The organism is Nocardioides sp. NBC_00163 (genome assembly GCF_045206295.1).
GTDB lineage: Bacteria > Actinomycetota > Actinomycetes > Propionibacteriales > Nocardioidaceae > Nocardioides.
In genome coordinates this window covers 5,663,116-5,678,890 of record NZ_CP108155.1, presented here as the reverse complement: position 1 = coordinate 5,678,890, position 15,775 = coordinate 5,663,116, and the positions used below count along the sequence as shown (strand labels likewise).

16 protein-coding genes are annotated in these 15,775 nt (G+C 70.2%); 6 read left to right on the top strand and 10 right to left on the bottom strand.

Annotated features, from left to right (window positions below; translation table 11 throughout):
• Nucleotides 1-20 precede the first annotated feature (20 nt).
• Together OG801_RS27160 and OG801_RS27155 are read left to right on the top strand one after the other, a co-directional pair.
• A complete protein-coding gene (locus tag OG801_RS27160; protein ID WP_406032148.1) occupies nt 21-410 on the top strand; it encodes a hypothetical protein in 390 nt (129 codons plus the stop codon).
• Nucleotides 407-1,219, top strand: a complete 813-nt coding sequence (locus OG801_RS27155) for a hypothetical protein (RefSeq protein WP_406032146.1) — start codon at nt 407-409, stop codon at nt 1,217-1,219. The genes OG801_RS27160 and OG801_RS27155 overlap by 4 nt, the downstream gene beginning before the upstream one ends.
• Here the strand turns inward: OG801_RS27155 and OG801_RS27150 are convergent.
• The 5 genes from OG801_RS27150 to OG801_RS27130 form a co-directional block, all read right to left on the bottom strand.
• Complete coding sequence (locus tag OG801_RS27150; protein WP_406032144.1) at nt 1,181-1,951, bottom strand: hypothetical protein; 771 nt, start codon at nt 1,949-1,951, stop codon at nt 1,181-1,183. The genes OG801_RS27155 and OG801_RS27150 overlap by 39 nt on opposite strands.
• Nucleotides 1,952-1,962: 11 nt before the next feature.
• Complete coding sequence (locus OG801_RS27145) at nt 1,963-2,925, bottom strand: universal stress protein (RefSeq protein ID WP_406032142.1); 963 nt, start codon at nt 2,923-2,925, stop codon at nt 1,963-1,965.
• 112 nt (nt 2,926-3,037) lie between these two features.
• Nucleotides 3,038-4,693 (bottom strand): SulP family inorganic anion transporter, encoded by a 1,656-nt coding sequence (locus tag OG801_RS27140; protein WP_406032141.1) that lies wholly within the window; start codon nt 4,691-4,693, stop codon nt 3,038-3,040.
• 56 nt (nt 4,694-4,749) lie between these two features.
• On the bottom strand, nt 4,750-5,856 hold the full coding sequence (locus OG801_RS27135; RefSeq protein WP_406032139.1) for an ATP-binding protein: 1,107 nt from the start codon (nt 5,854-5,856) through the stop codon (nt 4,750-4,752).
• Nucleotides 5,853-6,590, bottom strand: a complete 738-nt coding sequence (locus tag OG801_RS27130; RefSeq protein WP_355017042.1) for a response regulator transcription factor — start codon at nt 6,588-6,590, stop codon at nt 5,853-5,855. Before OG801_RS27130 ends, OG801_RS27135 begins: the two co-directional genes overlap by 4 nt.
• A gap of 159 nt (nt 6,591-6,749) precedes the next feature.
• Between OG801_RS27130 and OG801_RS27125 the strand changes: the two genes are divergently transcribed.
• Both OG801_RS27125 and OG801_RS27120 read left to right on the top strand, forming a co-directional pair.
• Nucleotides 6,750-8,192, top strand: a complete 1,443-nt coding sequence (locus tag OG801_RS27125; protein WP_406032136.1) for a multicopper oxidase family protein — start codon at nt 6,750-6,752, stop codon at nt 8,190-8,192.
• A gap of 98 nt (nt 8,193-8,290) precedes the next feature.
• Nucleotides 8,291-9,349 (top strand): alcohol dehydrogenase catalytic domain-containing protein, encoded by a 1,059-nt coding sequence (locus OG801_RS27120; protein WP_406032135.1) that lies wholly within the window; start codon nt 8,291-8,293, stop codon nt 9,347-9,349.
• A gap of 12 nt (nt 9,350-9,361) precedes the next feature.
• Here the strand turns inward: OG801_RS27120 and OG801_RS27115 are convergent, their stop codons facing one another.
• The 4 genes from OG801_RS27115 to OG801_RS27100 form a co-directional block, all read right to left on the bottom strand.
• Nucleotides 9,362-11,116 (bottom strand): GAF domain-containing protein, encoded by a 1,755-nt coding sequence (locus tag OG801_RS27115; RefSeq protein ID WP_406032133.1) that lies wholly within the window; start codon nt 11,114-11,116, stop codon nt 9,362-9,364.
• A 39-nt stretch (nt 11,117-11,155) separates the two neighbouring features.
• Nucleotides 11,156-11,827, bottom strand: a complete 672-nt coding sequence (locus tag OG801_RS27110) for a response regulator (protein WP_406032132.1) — start codon at nt 11,825-11,827, stop codon at nt 11,156-11,158.
• Nucleotides 11,828-11,923: 96 nt separating this feature from the next.
• Entirely contained in the window at nt 11,924-12,124 is a 201-nt protein-coding gene (locus OG801_RS27105) for a hypothetical protein (RefSeq protein WP_355017037.1), read from the bottom strand.
• Nucleotides 12,121-12,882, bottom strand: a complete 762-nt coding sequence (locus OG801_RS27100) for a DUF4389 domain-containing protein (protein WP_406032130.1) — start codon at nt 12,880-12,882, stop codon at nt 12,121-12,123. Before OG801_RS27100 ends, OG801_RS27105 begins: the two co-directional genes overlap by 4 nt.
• Nucleotides 12,883-13,036: 154 nt before the next feature.
• Here OG801_RS27100 and OG801_RS27095 point away from each other — a divergent pair, with 154 nt between their 5' ends.
• Nucleotides 13,037-13,558 (top strand): flavodoxin family protein, encoded by a 522-nt coding sequence (locus OG801_RS27095; RefSeq protein ID WP_406036310.1) that lies wholly within the window; start codon nt 13,037-13,039, stop codon nt 13,556-13,558.
• 1 nt (nt 13,559) lies between these two features.
• A complete protein-coding gene (locus OG801_RS27090; RefSeq protein WP_406032128.1) occupies nt 13,560-14,543 on the top strand; it encodes an Acg family FMN-binding oxidoreductase in 984 nt (327 codons plus the stop codon).
• A gap of 1 nt (nt 14,544) precedes the next feature.
• On the opposite strand, the gene OG801_RS27085 is transcribed toward OG801_RS27090, so the two are convergent.
• Nucleotides 14,545-15,765, bottom strand: coding sequence for a universal stress protein (locus tag OG801_RS27085; protein ID WP_406032126.1), 1,221 nt, complete (start codon nt 15,763-15,765; stop codon nt 14,545-14,547).
• Between the last annotated feature and the right edge of the window lie 10 nt (nt 15,766-15,775).

Here is a 15,775-nt window from a genome sequence, read left to right as displayed (position 1 = left end):
TCCCCGGCGACGGAGGCGCGATGAGCCGCAAGAGCAAGGTCCTGCTCGGGTTGCTGCTGTTCAACGGCTTGAGCGCCACGGCCGGGGGTCTCGCGCTGATGACCGACTGGATTCCCGAACAGGCATCCTGGGTCCGGGACACCGACTTCCCCAGCAACTACTTCCCGGGCGTGATCCTGATGGCCGTCGTAGGCGGCAGCTCCCTGATCGCCGCCGCCGCCCTTGCCAAACGCAGCCCCGGCTGGCAGCTCGCCAGCATCGTTGCGGGAACGATCATGGTGTTCTGGATCGCCGGAGAGGTCGCGTCGATCCGTGGGTTCCATTTCCTGCAGGTGATCTACCTCGTGACCGGTGCGCTCGTGGTGGCGTGGACACCGGCGCGGCAGACAGAAGAGGCCGGTTCGACGTGATCAGTCGGCGGACCCGGGGCCTCTGTGCCGCCGTCGCAGCGCTGGTGGTGGTCGCTGCCGCTCCCACGTTCTTCGTGGACGGGATCCTCAACGGCACGCCGGTGATGAACGGCTCCGCGCGCGGCACAGCGCTCACGATGTTCGCCCTGGCGCTACCGGTGCTCGCGGTTGGGCTCATCACGTCGACTCGAGGCTCGGTCCAGGGGCGGGCTGCCCTGATCGGCGCGCTCGGCTACCTCACCTACAACGCCACCCTGCTGGTGTATGCCACTCCGTTCAACGAGCTGTTCCTGGCCTACGTCGCCCTGCTCGGACTGTCGCTGTGGTCACTGGTCAGCTCGCTGCTCGACCCCCTGCCGCTCCTGGAGCCGGACAGCAAACTGCCGGCGCGCAGCATCGCCGCCTTCATCCTGACCGTGGTCGCGCTCAACGCGCTGGCCTGGCTGCGGTTCGTCGTACCTGATCTGGGTGAGGACCCTCCCGGCTTCCTGGACGGGACCGGGCTGACCACCAACCCCATCTACGTCCAGGACCTCGCGGTCTGGCTGCCTGCGCTGGCGATCGTGGCCGTGCTGCTCTGGCAGCGCCGACCCGCCGGTGTCTTCCTCGCCGGAGCCGGGCTGTTCTTCTGGATGATCGAGGCGATCGGGGTCGCGGTCGACCAGTGGTTCGGCCACCGCGCCGATCCCGCCTCCGACGTGGCGACCCTCGCTGGCGTCGTGTTGTTCGTCGTGCTCGCCGCAGCGACCCTCGTCCCTCTGGTCCTCTGGCTACGCGCGGTCCCGTCGCGGCCAGGACGGCGGGTGTGAACCCGACTCGCTGACTGCCTCCGCTGCCAGTCTCCACAGCGCGAAGCCTGTCCAGATCAGCCATACGAACAGCAGGACGCCGTAGAACGCGTAGGCCCAGCCGAGGACAGGTCGGAGCACCTCCGAGACGAACCCGACGCCGCCGGTCACCACGCCGAACCAGGCAAGCCCTTTCCAGGTGATGCCCTTCAGCATCAGCAGGGAGATCAGCACGATGCCGAGGGTCTGCAGCGCCCCGATCACGGCCGGAACATCGTTGAGCGCGATCAGGACCTCGGCGCCAGCCACGAAGGGGGCCTGGTCGGCCGCCGTAGTGGCGGCCGCGTACTCGTCGCTCAGGATGACCATGGCCAGCGAACCGCCACCGGTGGTCGGCCAGGCGAACGACACCGCCCACGAGGCGACCGAGACCACGCCCGCGATCAGCGCGAAGCTCTTGTCCAGGTGACGCAGCGCCATGGCGAGAGCGAGGAAGACCACCATCAGGAGAAGGCTCGGGACCAGCCACATCAGCTGCTGCGCGATGTAGACCGTCCGATGAGCGTCGACGTACTCGAGCATCTCCTCCCCGCCGGAGACCGGAGGGACCGCTGCGACGGCGAAGACCACCAGGGCCGCGACGTACAGCGCCACAGCCAGGCCGGCGGAGACTGCCCCAGCTCGGTAGAGCCGGTGCCACGACGGGTCAGCGCCGGGCAGTCGGCCACTCATCGCATCCAGCGCCACGCGCATTCGTGGACAGCTCAGAAGGCCGGGGCCGGGTCGACACCGGCCTTCTCGAACCGGCCGTCGTGCTCGAGGACGAGGTCGGCGGCGGTGAGGACGTCGGGGATCGGTGGCTGGATCTCGACCGGGCAACGGCTCTCGCGGATGACCGCACGGCCGGTGTTGCCCAGGCGACCCAGGGGGAAGGAGTGCCGGCGGCGGCCGATGATCAGGAGATCGGCGTTCCTGGTCTCCTCGGTGATCTCCCTGGCCGGTTGGCCGTGGCGAACCTCGATCCGTACGTCCACGTCCGCGGCGTGCGGGACTCGGCGACGGGCGCGGTCCAGCGCGTTCTCCAGGGCGCGGCGAGCGTTGTTCTCCCAGTCGCTCATGTCCAGGTGCGCCACGGTCATGTCGTCGTAGACCGTCTCCAGCTGCCAGGCGTGGAGCACGATCAGCTCCGCGCTCCGGTCCGCCGCGTGCTTCAGAGCCTGGGCGAGCAGGCCCGCCGAGCTGACGCAGTCCTTGACCGCCACGACCACGCGGCGAGTCGGGTCCTCAGGCGACCAGCCGCTCGGCACCATGACGACCGGGACCGGCGCGTGGCCCGCCACCCGGTTCGTGACCGACCCGGTCACGATGCGCTCCAGGCCCTGCCTGCGATCGTCACCGAGGACCACCAGCCGGACGGCGGCAGCGCAGTGAACCAGACCGGAGACCACGGAGCTCTCCAGGAGGGTCGCGGTCACATGCTCGGCACCGACGTACGCGACCGCCTCCTCGGTGGCCTTCTCCAGCAGCTCGTTCCCAGCACGGCGGACGTCCTCTCCGAACGATGGGTAGGGGTAGGGGCCGATCACATCGGCCGGCTGGGACAGAGTCACGTGCACCAGCCAGAGGTCGGCGTCGTCCAGGCCGGCCTCGGCCGCGGCGTAGGCGATCGCCACTCGGCTACCCGCTCCCCCGTCGATGCCCACCAGGATCCGGTTGTTCTCGGACATGTCGTCTCCTCACGGGCGCGACGCACCCGGCCGTCCCGTTCCCACTCTCATCGAGGTCGTCACCAGCGGGCAGGGACGTCGGTTCCGGGATCCGAGGACCTTGGTCCGCCGCTCACCGCTGCCGGTAGGCCTCTACGGCTGTGGGAAGGGTCGGGAAGAGCCGCTCCTCGCCGATCCGGTCCAGGATGCCGGAGGGAGCCAACGAGTCACGCAGATCCTGCTTGATCCTGGCGATCGCGAGGACGATGCCTCGCTCGCTCAGCGAGGTGCGCAGCGCCTCCAGCGCGTCCACCGCGGTGACGTCGACCTCGGTGTTCGCCTCGGCGTTCAGCAGGAACCACTCCACCGGCTGCTCGGCGGCGTCGACCGCCGCGAGCGCGCGAGTGCGGAAGTCCTCAGCGTTGGCGAAGAAGAGCGGCGAGTCGTAGCGGTAGACGAGCAGGCCGGGCACCTCCTCGGCGTCGGGGTAGTCGTCCACGTCGTGCATCCCCGCCAGCCCTGGTACGTGGCCGAGGACCGCGTCGTGCGGGTGCGCGACCCGGCGCAGCAGGTCGAGAACGGAGAGACCCACCGCGATCAGTACGCCCCACATCACCCCGGCGGCGAGCACCGCCACCGTCGTGACCAGGGCGAGGACGAGCTCGCTGCGCCTGAAGCGGGCGAAGCGACGCAGCTCACCCACCTCGACCAGCTTGGTGGCGGCGTAGACCACCACCGCGCCGAGCGCGGCCTCGGGGAACGCCTCCAGGACCGGCGCCAGGAGCAGCACCGCCGCCACCGTGGTGGCCGCTGCAGCGTACGAGGTCAGCTGCGTACGCCCGCCCACGGCGTTACCGATGGCGGTCCTGCTGCCGCTGCTGCTGACCGGGAACCCGTGCAGGAGCGCCGAGCCCAGGTTGGCCCCACCCAGGGCGAGCAGCTCCCGCCGCGCGTCGACATGTTCGCCGCGGCGGGCGAAGGCGCGGCCGGTGAGGATGTTGTCGGTGTAGCCGACGAAGGCGACGCCGAGCGCCGGGCCGAGCATCGCGACGATGGCGCCCGGGTCCAGGACCGGGAGACCCGGGGCCGGAGGCCGGCTCGGGATCTCGCCCACCAGCCGCAGCCCGGAATCCTCGCCGAGCAGTGCCACCAGCGCGGTGGCGGCGAGCATGCCGATCAGCGCGACCGGCGCTCGCGGGGCGAGCAGGGAGCCGGCGATCATCGCGGCGGCCGCGCCGCCACCGAGCAGCAGCGTGGGGACATGGACCTGGTCGAGGTTGCCGATGAAGCTGCCCAGCTCCGCCAGCACCCCGTCGCCGGTGATCGTGACGCCGGTGAGGTTGTCGAGCTGGGAGACGACCATGAGGACCGCGATCCCCGTCATGTAGCCGACCAGCACCGGCCGCGAGAAGAGCTCGGCCAGCACCGAGACTCGCAGAAACCAGCCCACCACGCAGATCGCGGCGACCACGAGCGCGAGCGTCGCCGCGAACGAGGCGGGGTCCTCAGCCGCGGCCGGGGTGGCGCCGATCGCAGCCGCCGTCATCAGCGCAGTGGTCGACTCCGGGCCGACCGAGAGCAGTCGGGAGGTGCCCAGCAGCCCGTAGACCACCATCGCACCGACGCAAGCCCACAGTCCGGTCTCTGGCGGGAGACCGGCCAGCTCGGCGTACGCCATCACCTGGGGCACCAGGTAGGCGGTGATCGTCACCCCGGCGAGCAGATCCAGCCACAGCCAGCGCCGCTGGTAGCCGCGGGCCCACGGCGGCATCACGCGGCGTACGTCCATGGCAGCACTGTCCCACGAGTCGCCGTCCGCCGGCCGAGGTCAGGACGAAGGACCTCCTACCGGGTCCGCGACGCGGGGATGGTCAGGATCAGCGACGAGCCGGCACCGACTCCGCCACTGGTCGCATCCAGGCTTCCGCCGTGGGCTGTCGCGATGGCCCTGCTGATGGTGAGGCCGATCCCCGATCCCTGGTGCTCGCGATCGCGGGCGGTGTCGCCGCGATAGAAGCGCTCGAAGATGTGAGGCAGCTGGGCGGCGGGGATGCCGTCGCCGGTGTCGGTGACGCGGATCGTGACGCTGTGGTTCGCGTGGTCCCAGTCGATGCCGACGCTGCCGTGCTCCGGCGTGTGCCGGCGGGCGTTGTCGAGCAGGTTGGTCAGGACCTGGAGCAGTCGGGACTCGTCGGCGTCGATCGTGACGGCCGGTCCGCCGTCGATGCCGAGGGCCACGCCCTTCGCTGCGTACGCGCCTTGCTGCGCTCGAACGGCCGTCTCCACCAGATCCGCGACCGCCACCGGCGCCAGCTGGAGGCTGAGGCGGCCCTCCTCCGCACGAGACACGGCGTCGATGTCGCCGGCCAGCCGGCCGAGGCGGTGCACCTGGTCGGCCAGCAGCGTACGAGTGTCGTCGTTCCAGGGGGTGACGCCGTCCTCGAGTCCTTCGAGGTAGGCGGCGAGCGTCGCCACGGGGGTACGCAGCTCGTGGGCCAGATCCGAGAGCAACCTGCGCCGGGTGTCCTCGGTCCGGGCGAGCTCGCCGGCCATCGAGTTGAAAGCGGTGGCCAAGGAGTCCAGCTCGGGGCCCGCGTCACCGACCGGGACGCGGGCGTCGTACCTGCCGCCCGCCATCACGGTGGCGGCGCGGGTCATGTCGGTGAGTGGTGTCTGGAACCGACGCGTGAGATACCAGGTCACGAGCAGGGCGATGAGGAGGGCGGCGGCGACCGCGAGGCCGAGCGAGATCGCGCTGGCGGTGCGATAGGCCTCCTCGACGTGCATGCGCTCGGACGGGTCGGGTGCGCGATCGGCCCGCTGCATGTGCGCACGGAAGATCGGCGGCCCGACAAGGGCGGCGATCACGGCCGCGGTGAGGATGGCGGCGACGAGGACGAGTGCCTGGGCCAGGAGCAGGCGGGTGCCGATCCGCCACGTGGATCGCTTCATTCGGCGGCCTCTCTCACGGGCTCGGCGATGAATCGGTAGCCGACGCCGCGCACGGTGTCGACGTAGCGCGGTGTGGCCGGATCGTCGTCGATCTTCCTGCGCAGGTGCGCGACGTGGACATCGACGATGTGCGCGTCGCCGCCCCAGCCTTCGCCCCAGACCATGTCGACGATCTGCTGTCGGCTGAAGGCGCGACGGGGATGCTCGGCGAGGGCGGCGAGGATGTCGAACTCGGTGCGGGTCAGCGCGACCGGTACGCCGGCCCGGGTCACCTCACGGGTGGCGGTGTCGACCGTCAGCCCGTCGAAGGCCCACCCGTGGTCGGCGTCGGGCGCGACCGCGAGCCTGCTGGCGCGTGGTCGTCGCAGGGCGGCCTGGACCCGCGCGACCAGCTCGCGCAGCGAGAAGGGTTTGGTGAGGTAGTCGTCGGCGCCGACGCCGAGACCGATCAGCTTGTCGATCTCGTCGTCGCGGGCGGTGACCATGATGATGTAGCAGTCGGAGAAGGTGCGGATCTCGCGGCAGACCTCGACACCGTCCAGTCCAGGCAGGCCGAGGTCGAGCACGACGAGATCGGGATCGTGGTCGCGGGCGGCACTGACGCCGTCAGGTCCGGTGTGGACCTGGATCGCGTCGTACCCGGCCTTGGCGAGGTAGTCCGCGACGATCTGTGCCAGCGGCCGTTCATCCTCGACGACGAGCACCGGGCCGCTCGACGAGGTGTGAGTGTGCATGGGTCCAGTGTGGCGCGCCAGGCGGTCGAGCCGTCCGCTGCTCGCGAGCCAACCTTCGTCAGACCTTCATGGAACCTCACGGAGACCTCAAGAACCGACTGACACGATCGAAATCGTGATGGGAACGGGCCGCTGGCCCCACAAGAGAAGACACCGTCCATGAATGTGTCGAGGCGCACCCTGCTGCGCGGCGGCCTCGCCGTCGCGGGCGGAGGCCTCTTCGCGGCCTGCTCCGGCAGGCCCGGCGGGAGCGGGATCGTCGTGCCCACGCCGACGCCGCTGGCGCCGCGGTCCGGTCAGAGCTTGGTCACCAAGACCCTGACCGCACGGCCGGCCATCCTCGACCTCGGTGGACCCACAGTGTCCACCTGGGCGTACGACGATGTCCTGCCCGGCCCTCTCGTGCGAGCGACCGCGGGCGACCTGGTGCGGATCACCGTCGACAACAAGCTGCCGGTCGAGACGAGCGTCCACTGGCACGGGATCGCCCTGCACAACGCCGCCGACGGCGTACCCGGCCTCACCCAGAAGGCCGTGACCAGCGGGCGTCAGTTCACGTACGAGTTCGTCGCGCCCGATCCCGGCACGTACTTCTACCATCCGCATGTCGGCGTGCAGCTCGACCGGGGCCTCTACGCACCGCTGATCATCGACGACCCCCACGAACCGGGCGCCTACGACGCGGAGTGGATCGTCGTCCTCGACGACTGGATCGACGGCACCGGCACGACCCCCGACGAGGTGCTCGCCGACCTCATGGCATCCGGCTCCTCGTCCGGCGGCATGCACGGCATGGGTGGCATGGGCGGCTCACCCTTCGGGGACGCCGGCGACGTCACCTACCCACACTTCCTGATCAACGGTCGCGTCGGCACCGCGCCTGACCTGCTGCGCGCCGAGCCCGGCCAGCGGGTCCGGATCCGGGTCATCAATGCCGCGGCCGACACCATCTTCACCGTCGCATTGGGCGATCACCGGATGACCGTCACCCACACCGACGGGTTCGCCGTCCAGGAGCAGGAAGCAGGCGCCTTCTACATCGGGATGGGTGAGCGGTACGACGTCGTCGTGACCCTGGCCGACGGCGTCTTCCCGCTCGTGGCCAAGCCGATCGGCAAGGACGGCGCCGCTCTCGCCATGGTCCGTACCGGCTCGGGCCCGATCCCGACCCCGGCGCGTGCCGCAGAGATCCGGGAGCTGACCGGTCCCGTGCTTCTCGGCTCCGATCTACGCCCCGCCGACTCCGCGCGCCTTCCGGACAAGGACATCGGCCAGAGCGTCGATCTCGCCCTCAGCGGGCAGATGAGCACCTACGAGTGGGCGATCAACGGAGCGCCGTACGGCAAGAACGAGCCGATCACGATCGAGTCCGGCGAGCGGGTCTCGATGCAGATCACCAACATGACGATGATGACCCACCCCGTGCATCTGCACGGGCACACGTTCGCGCTGCCCAACGGCCTGCGCAAGGACACCGTCCTGCTCACACCCATGCAGCGGATGGTCGTCGAGCTCGAGGCGAACAACCCGGGCAACTGGGCCGCGCACTGCCACAACATCTACCACGCCGAGGCGGGGATGATGGCCGCCCTCGTCTACTAGCGACAGGACCAAGGCCCCCTCACCGGTGGCCGATGACCACTCCTGCATGCGCCTGGTCGGGCAGAGGATCGACGCAGACCCGACCTCAGGAGGGAACCATGAAAGCACTCGTATACGACGGCCCGGGAACCCGGAAGTGGACCGACGTCCCCGACCCGGTCATCGCCGACGCGGAGGACGCGGTAGTCCGCGTCGACGCCGTCACGATCTGCGGCACCGACCTGCACATCCTCAAGGGCGACGTACCGAGCGTGGCCCCCGGCACGGTGCTCGGCCACGAGGCCGTCGGCGTGGTCGAGCAGACCGGTTCGGGAGTACGTGACTTCGCACCGGGCGACCGGGTGCTCATCTCCTGCATCAGCAGCTGCGGACGCTGCCGCTACTGCCGGGCAGGCAGCTACGGCCGGTGCACCGGTGGCGGCGGCTGGGTGCTCGGCCACCTGATCGACGGCACCCAGGCCGAACGCGTCCGGGTGCCGTTCGCCGACCACTCGATGCACCACCTGCCGCGCGAGGTCGACGACATGACCGCTGTGCTGCTCGCCGACATCCTGCCGACCTCCTACGAGGTCGGTGCGCGCAACGGCCGGGTGAGCCCCGGCGACACCGTCCTGATCGTCGGCGCCGGCCCAATCGGGCTGGCCGCGATCGCGACCGCTCGCCTCTACAGCCCCCTGCGGATCATCGTCGTCGAGCCTGGCGAGACCCGGCGCAAGAGCGCCGAGGCCTACGGCGCCGACGTCACGCTGACCGATGCCGAGGAGGCACGCGCCTGGGTCCGGGACAACACTTCCGACGGCGTCGACGTCGCCATCGAGGCGGTCGGTGTCCCCGAGACCTTCGAGCTGTGCGCCGAGCTGGTCCGTCCGTGCGGTCATGTGGCGAACGTCGGTGTCCACGGGCGCAGCGCGGTGCTGAGCCTCGAGGCGCTGTGGGACCGCGACGTCACGATCACCACGGGACTGGTCGACACGACCTCGACACCGATGCTCCTGTCGATGCTCGCGGCGGGACGGATCGCGCTCCCCGACCTGGTGACCCACCGGTTCGGCCTGGCTGAGATCCAGGAGGCGTACGACGTCTTCGCCGATGCTCAGGACACCGGGGCGATGAAGGTCGTGCTGCTCGGCGACGAGGCGGATCTCACCGGCCCGTGACGAGGCGGGAGCTCAGCCGAGGGGCACCGACCACTCCACCACGGTGCCCTTCGGCGAGGCCGGCTCCACGGTGCACCGGCCACCTCTCATCTCGGCACGTTGGCGCATGTTGGCCAACCCGCTCTCCACCACCTCCGCGGGGACGCCGACTCCGTCGTCGCGCACCCGGAGCACGAGGTCGGTGCCCGCCGAGAGCGACACCTCGACCTCGCTCGCGTGCGCGTGACGCACGGTGTTCGACAGTGCCTCGCCGAGGACGGCGAGGACGTCCTTGGTGACCTCGGGCGTGGACCGGAGCCGGACCGGACCCGAGAAGATCAGCGCCGGGCGGAACTTGAGCGACTCCGCAGCCCGGTTGACCACATCGGTGACCTGGGACTGGATGTCACCGCTGTGCTCGGGCGCGCCGAGCTCGAAGACCGCTCGCCGAAGATCGCGGATGGTGTCGTCGATGTCGTCCACGGCCTTGTCGAGACGGGCGCGAAGCTTGGGGCTCTCGGCCAGGTTGAGCCCGCCCTGCAGCCGCATGCCGATGACGAAGAGCCGCTGGATCACGATGTCGTGGAGATCGCGTCCGATCCGGTCGCGATCGTCGTAGACGACCAGCCGCTGACGCTCCTCGCGGCTCTGCGCGAGCCGGATGGCCAGCGCGACCTGCTCGGCGAAGGCGTTGGCGACGGCCAGATCCACGTCCTGTGCCTGGTCGGCGTGCTCGCGGCGCCAGGCGAGCGCGAGCACGCCCACCGCGTTCATCTCCTCGGAGGGGTCGGTACGTCCCAGCGGCACGAGCACGCCAGGCCCGATGTCGCTCAGGTCGATGACGGCGGCGGCGCTGCCGCCACCGGCGGCGGCCGCGATGTCCTCCACGATCATCGGCGCGCCGACGCCGATCGCCTGACCAGCGACCGATTCGCGCAGCGGCGCGTCCTTCAGCAGCTCGACGTCGATGTCGGTCCCGGAGACCACCTCCACCCGCAGCCGTTCGGCAGTGGGTCCGGTGACGATCCAGGAGACGTCGGCGCCGGAGATCTCGCGGGCCCGGTCGGCCACCAGCTGAAGGGTGGTGGTGCGGTCGATGTCGCCCATCAGCGCGCTGGTGATCTCGGCCCGGGCGTCGAGCCACCGGCTGCGGCGGGCAGCCTCCTCGGCCAGCAGGGCGTTCTCGATCGCGACGCCGGCGGCGGCGGCCAGGGCGACCACGATGTCCTCGTCCTGGTCGGTGAACTGATCGCCGTCGATCTTGTCGGTGAGGTAGAGGTTGCCGAACACCTTCTCGCCGATGCGGACGGGGACGCCGAGGAAGGAGTGCATCGGCGGATGGTTCGCGGGGAACCCGTAGGACGCTCGATGCGCGGTGATCTCAGGCAGCCGGAGCGGCTCCGGGTGGTCGATCAGCAGGCCGAGCACGCCGTGTCCGCTCGGTAGGTCGCCGATCAGGATCTGCTCCTCCACGCTGAGTCCGTGGGTGATGAACAGGCGCAGCCGGCGCTCGCCGCCGCTGGCGAGGACTCCGAGCGCTGCGTACTTCGCGCCGGCCAGTGCCCCGGCGACCTTGACGATCCGGTCCAGCAGGTCGTCGATGGAGAGCCCGGCGCCCATCGTGACGATGGCGTCGAGCAGCAACCGCCACCGCACCTGCTCGTCTCGAGCATCGGTGACCCTGTCGAGCACTTCGGTCAGCAGCTCGTCGAACGGCGCACCGTGAACTGTCGCTACTTCGGTCGTGGAGCTCGATCCACGGCGCTGTCGGGGCGGTGTGCGTCCCACATCGACCCCTCCCCATCGGATGAGTGGTACACCCCCAACCTAGCCCCCTTGCAGGGTCCTGGTCACCAGAATCGCAGCTTGGGTGCGGCTCTCCAGGCCCAGCTTGGCGAGCAGGGACGAGACGTAGTTCTTCACCGTCTTCTCCGCGAGGTGCATCTCCTTGCCGATCTGACGGTTCGTCAGCCCCTCGCCGATGAGCTCCAGGATCCGGCGCTCGTGATCGGTCAGGTGCTCGAAGGCCGAGTTGGTCTTCGGACCGCTGCGGATCCGGTCGAGGACCTGCGCGGTGACCGCGGGGTCCAGCATCGACTTGCCCGCGGCGACCTGGCGAACGGTCTCGACGAGGTCGGCGCTGCGCACCTGCTTGAGCAGGTAGCCGGATGCGCCGGCCATGATCGCGGAGAACAGCGCGTCGTCGTCGTCGAACGAAGTGAGGATCAGCGCGGCGATGCTCGGGTCGACCGAGCGGACGTCGCGGCACACGTCGATGCCCGATCCGTCCGGGAGCCGGCCGTCGAGGATGGCGACATGGGGCCGCAGCGCCGGGATCCGGCGCCGGGCCTCGTCGGCGAGACCCGACTCGCCCACGACGACGATGTCGTCCTCGTCCTCGAGGAGGTCCTTGATCCCCCGGCGGATCACCTCGTGGTCATCGAGCAGGAAGACCCGGATGGGTTCGCTCTCGCGCTCGGGCACTGCTGAATCGGTCACCTCGTCAATCTACGACCGAAGACGGCCGACGCCAATGCTCGTCGGGCCCGTAGGCCGAGGACCAAGGTCCCTCGACGCATCCGCCCGCGTGTGGGATCAGTCGAGTGCATCGAAGCCCGCATAGACCATGAGCGCCGGCCAGAAGATGCCTTCGACGAGGCCCCAGATGTGACCCCAGAAGCCGTCCTCCTGCTGCCAGAACCAGACCCAGGCGCCGATGACGCCGAGCCCGTAGATCGCGTTCCCGACATGGGTGCTCACCGCCGCCGCGCCACCGCTGCGGTCGCTCGCGCTCACTGCTGACCCGTTCCGACGGGGCTGGGCGCGGGCTCGGGCTCGGGCTCGGGTGCCACCGCCTCACCCGACGGCATCGACGGCTCCGGCGGGACCAGTCCGGCCGGATCGCTCCCACCCTGGTCGAGCCGGAACGGCGGGTAGGTGTCGGTCATCAGGCAGACGTACGCGGCGACCCGAACCGCCCACCGGTCGATACCGAGGACCAGGTCGAAGATGCCCTGTGGGTAGCGACGCCCGAACAGCATCACCACGCCGGCGAAGAGGACCAGCAGTCCGACGATCCCACTCCCCCAGGACCAGGCGATCGCGTCGGTCCCCTGGGTGGCGTACAGGCCGCTGCCCAGGAAGAAGGCGAGGATCATCAGGTGCGGGATCGCCAGCAACCACGACTTCACCAGCACCAGGCCGCGAGAGAGCTGCTCGGGGTAGGCGATGTGGAGACGGGCCGGGTAGTCGGGCACGTCCTCGAGCGTGAACGGCGGATAGGTGTCGGTGCCGAGGGCGGCGTAGCCGTAGTAGTTCACCCGCCAGGTCCAGCGCATCACGCCGAGGTTGAAGTCGAAGATCGCTCGCGGGTAGCGACCGGTGAACAGGATGGCGAACCAGGCGATCACGGTGAGTACGGCGAAGGCGATCCAGAGAAAGAGCAGGATGACGTAGTGCGGGATCAGCAACAGCCACTTGACCAGCCACAGCGCGCGGCTGATCCCGGAGTCGAGGCGTCCCTCCAGCACTACCGGGGAATCGAATGTGTTCATGCCTCCACCCTCCGCGCAGTGCGGGCCAGCGGCATCGGACCAAGGTCCTCGGGTCGGGGACGTGCGCCACTCCCGACGTGCCCCGACGCGGCCGGAAGGTGGTGACACTGGCAGGACGCGGTGGGCGCGGCGCCAGAGGAAGGACGTGAGTCAGATGCGAGCAGCAGTCGTCTACGAGTCGATGTTCGGCAACACCGCCACGATCGCCACCGCGGTCGCCAGCGGACTCCGGAAAGCCGGCATTCAGGTCAAGGTGATCCCGGTGGCACTTGCCGGCGATGACGTGCTCCACGACCACGACCTGGTCGTGATCGGGGCGCCGACGCACGCGCTCGGCCTGAGCAGACCCAGCACGCGCGCTGACGCCGTGCTTCAGGGCGCTCCGGCCGAGGTCGAGGCCCGCGGCGTCCGGGAGTGGCTCGCGGAACTGACCGACGCTGAACCGAACTCGGTGCGGATCGCCACCTTCGACACCCGGGCGCGGGCGATGCGTCACCTCCCGGGCTCCGCCGCCCGGCACGTGGCCCATCTGCTGCGCCGCCGCGGCTACGACGTACCCCCGGCGACCAGCTTCTACGTCGCTGCCACCGTGGGACCCCTCGCCCACGACGAAGAGGCACGTGCCAGCGACTGGGCCGCGAACCTCGGCCACCAGCTGAAGCGGCAGGTGGCCTGAGATGTCGAGGCTCCCCAACGAGGCCACCTTGCACGCGATCCTGGAGCTGGCCTGCCGCGCGCCATCGGTCCACAACACCCAGCCCTGGGCTTGGGTCGTACGCGACACGATGCTGCTGCTGCGTGCCGACCCGCATCGCAAGCTCCTCCACGCCGACGCGAACGAGCGCGACCTGGTGGTGAGCTGCGGTGCCGCGCTGCACGAGCTCGTCGTGGCAGCTGCCGGAATGGGCTGGGAGTGCAGCGTGCACCGCGTTCCCGAAGGGGGCCGCACCGACCTGCTCGCCGTGGTGACGTTCACGCCCCGGGATCCCGACGTCGCGGACCTCGGCATGCTCGCGGCCATCGAGCAGCGGCAGACCGACCGACGCCAGGTCTCGTCGTGGCCGGTGCCACGCCAGCGCCTCGACCACCTCGCCGGCCTCGCCCTCGACTACGGGGTCGTGGCGACCACGGTCCCCGACCACCTGCGTCCGGTTGTGGTGGCCGCCCTGGAGACCGCTCGTGCCCATCAGACCACCGACGAGGCGTACGTGGCCGAGCTCTACTCCTGGACTCGCGGGGGCAGCGACGAGGGCGTCCCGCAATCCAGTCTGCTCGCCGCCGACGCCGATCCGACCTCCTACACCCGATTCCCGAGCGGCACCCTCGCCGAGGACCACGACGAAGCCGGGGTGCCGGCCGAGGAGTGGCTCGTCCTGGCGACCGCGTCCGACGATCCGGTCTCCTGGCTGCGCGCCGGGGAGGCACTCGACGCGATGTGGCTCTCGTGCACGACCTCAGGGCTGGCCCTGGTGCCGTACACGCAGCCGATCGAGGTCGGCTCCACCCGGCGTACGCTTCAGCACGACCTGCTCGGCGACAACTCCTGCCCCCAGGTGCTGGTACGCATCGGCTGGCCGCAGCGCCACCACCGACCGCTGCCCCCGACCCCGCGGCGTGCTCTCGACGACGTCCTGCACCACGAGAGCGCCTCGTCCTCGTGACCTACTGCTCGATCAGGTCGCCGAGCGAGCCAGGCACCGAGCCAGGCACGGCCTCGGCAGCGGCGTGCCAGCCGGTTGGGACGACCGCGACCGGGACGGTCGCGCGGTGCAGCAGCCGCCGGCTCACCGACCCCAGCGGCATCCGCCAGTGCCGGCCATGGCCGGGTCTGCCGACCACCAGCAGCGAAGCGTTCTCGGCCAAGCCGAGGATGACCTCCACCGGAGGGCCGGTCGGAGTGCGCTGAGTCACCGGGACGTCCTGGTAGAGCGCCCGTAGCGGGGTCACCGCCGCGTCCTGGCCGTCGGCGATGCGCTCCATCCACTCCTCCCCGCTTTCGAGGAGCATGCGCGTGCCCGGCGCCACATCTGGCTGCCAGGCCGAGACCGCGACGAGCGGGAGGCCTTGCCCGTGCGCGTAGTCCAGGGCGAACTCCACCGCCTCCAGATGCGGCTCGAGCGCGTCGATCGCCACGACCACGGGGCTCCCGGCTTCGGGAGGCGACCAACCGCTCGGTGCGACCACGACCGGCACGCTCGCGTTCTGGGCGATGGTGATGGCCGTCGCACCCACATAGGAGCCGCCGTCGGACTCCTCATCGGCGCGGCCGATGACAACCAGCTCCCTGCCCAGCGACCGGGCGAGCAGGGCACTCTCCGAGCCGACCAGGACCGAGGACGTGACCTTCACGTCCGGGTGATCCTGGCGCACCTCCTCGACCAGCTCGGCCATCTCGTCGTTCGCGTCGGAGACGGAGCCACGTAGCGTACGTTCCCACGCCGGACCGGCGTCGTCGACGACGTGACACAGCTCGATCCCGAGACCACTCGCCTCCGCGTGCGCCAACGACCACTGGACGGCTGAGGTGAAGCCGAGCGGCCGGTCGGTCCCGACGAGCATCCTCGGCACCGGCCGCCGCCCGCGGATGCGTCGTTCGGGCCCCTCGTTCGCCTCCGGACCCGGCCCGTCGACCCGTTGACGTGCGTCCCGGAGCAGCCCGACCGCGAGCTGCTCGAGGGCGCGACTGGTGGCGAGCTCCTCCCCCACGGCCAGGTCCCGACCGGGACACAGACCGGATTCGCCGGTACCGACCAATGCTGGTCGACCGCTCGCGTGGAGCTTCGCCTCGGCATGCACGGTGCCGTCCTCGCTCTCGAGGAACACGTCCACCGCCCACACCGTGCCGGCGTGACGCTCCACATCGGAAGAAGTCTGGGAACTCACCGATCCGCCT

What these genes read in the sequence shown, in the direction of transcription:
- OG801_RS27160 (WP_406032148.1), top strand. Translation starts at nt 21, where the DNA reads ATGAGCCGCAAGAGCAAGGTCCTGCTCGGGTTGCTGCTGTTCAACGGC.
- OG801_RS27130 (WP_355017042.1), bottom strand. Translation starts at nt 6,590, where the DNA reads ATGCACACTCACACCTCGTCGAGCGGCCCGGTGCTCGTCGTCGAGGAT.
- OG801_RS27100 (WP_406032130.1), bottom strand. Translation starts at nt 12,882, where the DNA reads ATGAACACATTCGATTCCCCGGTAGTGCTGGAGGGACGCCTCGACTCC.
- OG801_RS27090 (WP_406032128.1), top strand. Translation starts at nt 13,560, where the DNA reads ATGTCGAGGCTCCCCAACGAGGCCACCTTGCACGCGATCCTGGAGCTG.
- OG801_RS27120 (WP_406032135.1), top strand. Translation starts at nt 8,291, where the DNA reads ATGAAAGCACTCGTATACGACGGCCCGGGAACCCGGAAGTGGACCGAC.
- OG801_RS27125 (WP_406032136.1), top strand. Translation starts at nt 6,750, where the DNA reads ATGAATGTGTCGAGGCGCACCCTGCTGCGCGGCGGCCTCGCCGTCGCG.
- OG801_RS27095 (WP_406036310.1), top strand. Translation starts at nt 13,037, where the DNA reads ATGCGAGCAGCAGTCGTCTACGAGTCGATGTTCGGCAACACCGCCACG.
- OG801_RS27135 (WP_406032139.1), bottom strand. Translation starts at nt 5,856, where the DNA reads ATGAAGCGATCCACGTGGCGGATCGGCACCCGCCTGCTCCTGGCCCAG.
- OG801_RS27150 (WP_406032144.1), bottom strand. Translation starts at nt 1,951, where the DNA reads ATGCGCGTGGCGCTGGATGCGATGAGTGGCCGACTGCCCGGCGCTGAC.
- OG801_RS27145 (WP_406032142.1), bottom strand. Translation starts at nt 2,925, where the DNA reads ATGTCCGAGAACAACCGGATCCTGGTGGGCATCGACGGGGGAGCGGGT.
- OG801_RS27140 (WP_406032141.1), bottom strand. Translation starts at nt 4,693, where the DNA reads ATGGACGTACGCCGCGTGATGCCGCCGTGGGCCCGCGGCTACCAGCGG.